The sequence below is a fragment of the Alkalibacterium sp. MB6 genome, assembly GCF_009935905.1.
GTDB lineage: Bacteria > Bacillota > Bacilli > Lactobacillales > Carnobacteriaceae_A > Alkalibacterium.
The window spans coordinates 1-414 of the sequence record NZ_PREX01000076.1; the positions used below are offsets into that span (position 1 = coordinate 1).

Here is a 414-nt window from a genome sequence, read left to right on the forward strand (position 1 = left end):
TTCCATGACCGCAATCAAACCGGCTGGCTGTCATTACTGATGCTTATTCCACTGGTCAACTTTATTGTGATGCTATATTTATTCTGTGCCAAAGGAACAGAAGGACCAAATAAATTCGGTCCTGTACGTGCAACAGCTCCTTGGGAAAAAGTGCTGGGCTGGATTTATATTATCCTGATTCCGCTCATCCTTATTTTTGCCCTGATCGGCACCGCAGTGCCTGCCTATCAGGAGTATCTACAACGCAGCCAGTATATTCAATCAGAATAGTTGCCCTCAGCGCTTCAATCCTTCTCAATCCAGCCAAGTTCCGACTTGGCTTTTGTATTTTGATAAAACCCTTTAAGCTCAGTTAACTGACTTGAGTTTTAAATGCAGATGGACACACCTCAACAAACAGCAACACCCTTAAGC

At 43.7% G+C, this 414-nt stretch carries 1 protein-coding gene; it reads left to right on the forward strand.

What is annotated here, in order from left to right:
* The coding region (locus tag C3945_RS11735) for a DUF805 domain-containing protein (RefSeq protein ID WP_161879833.1) at positions 1-270 on the forward strand (270 nt) is incomplete at its 5' end.
* Between the last annotated feature and the right edge of the window lie 144 nt (positions 271-414).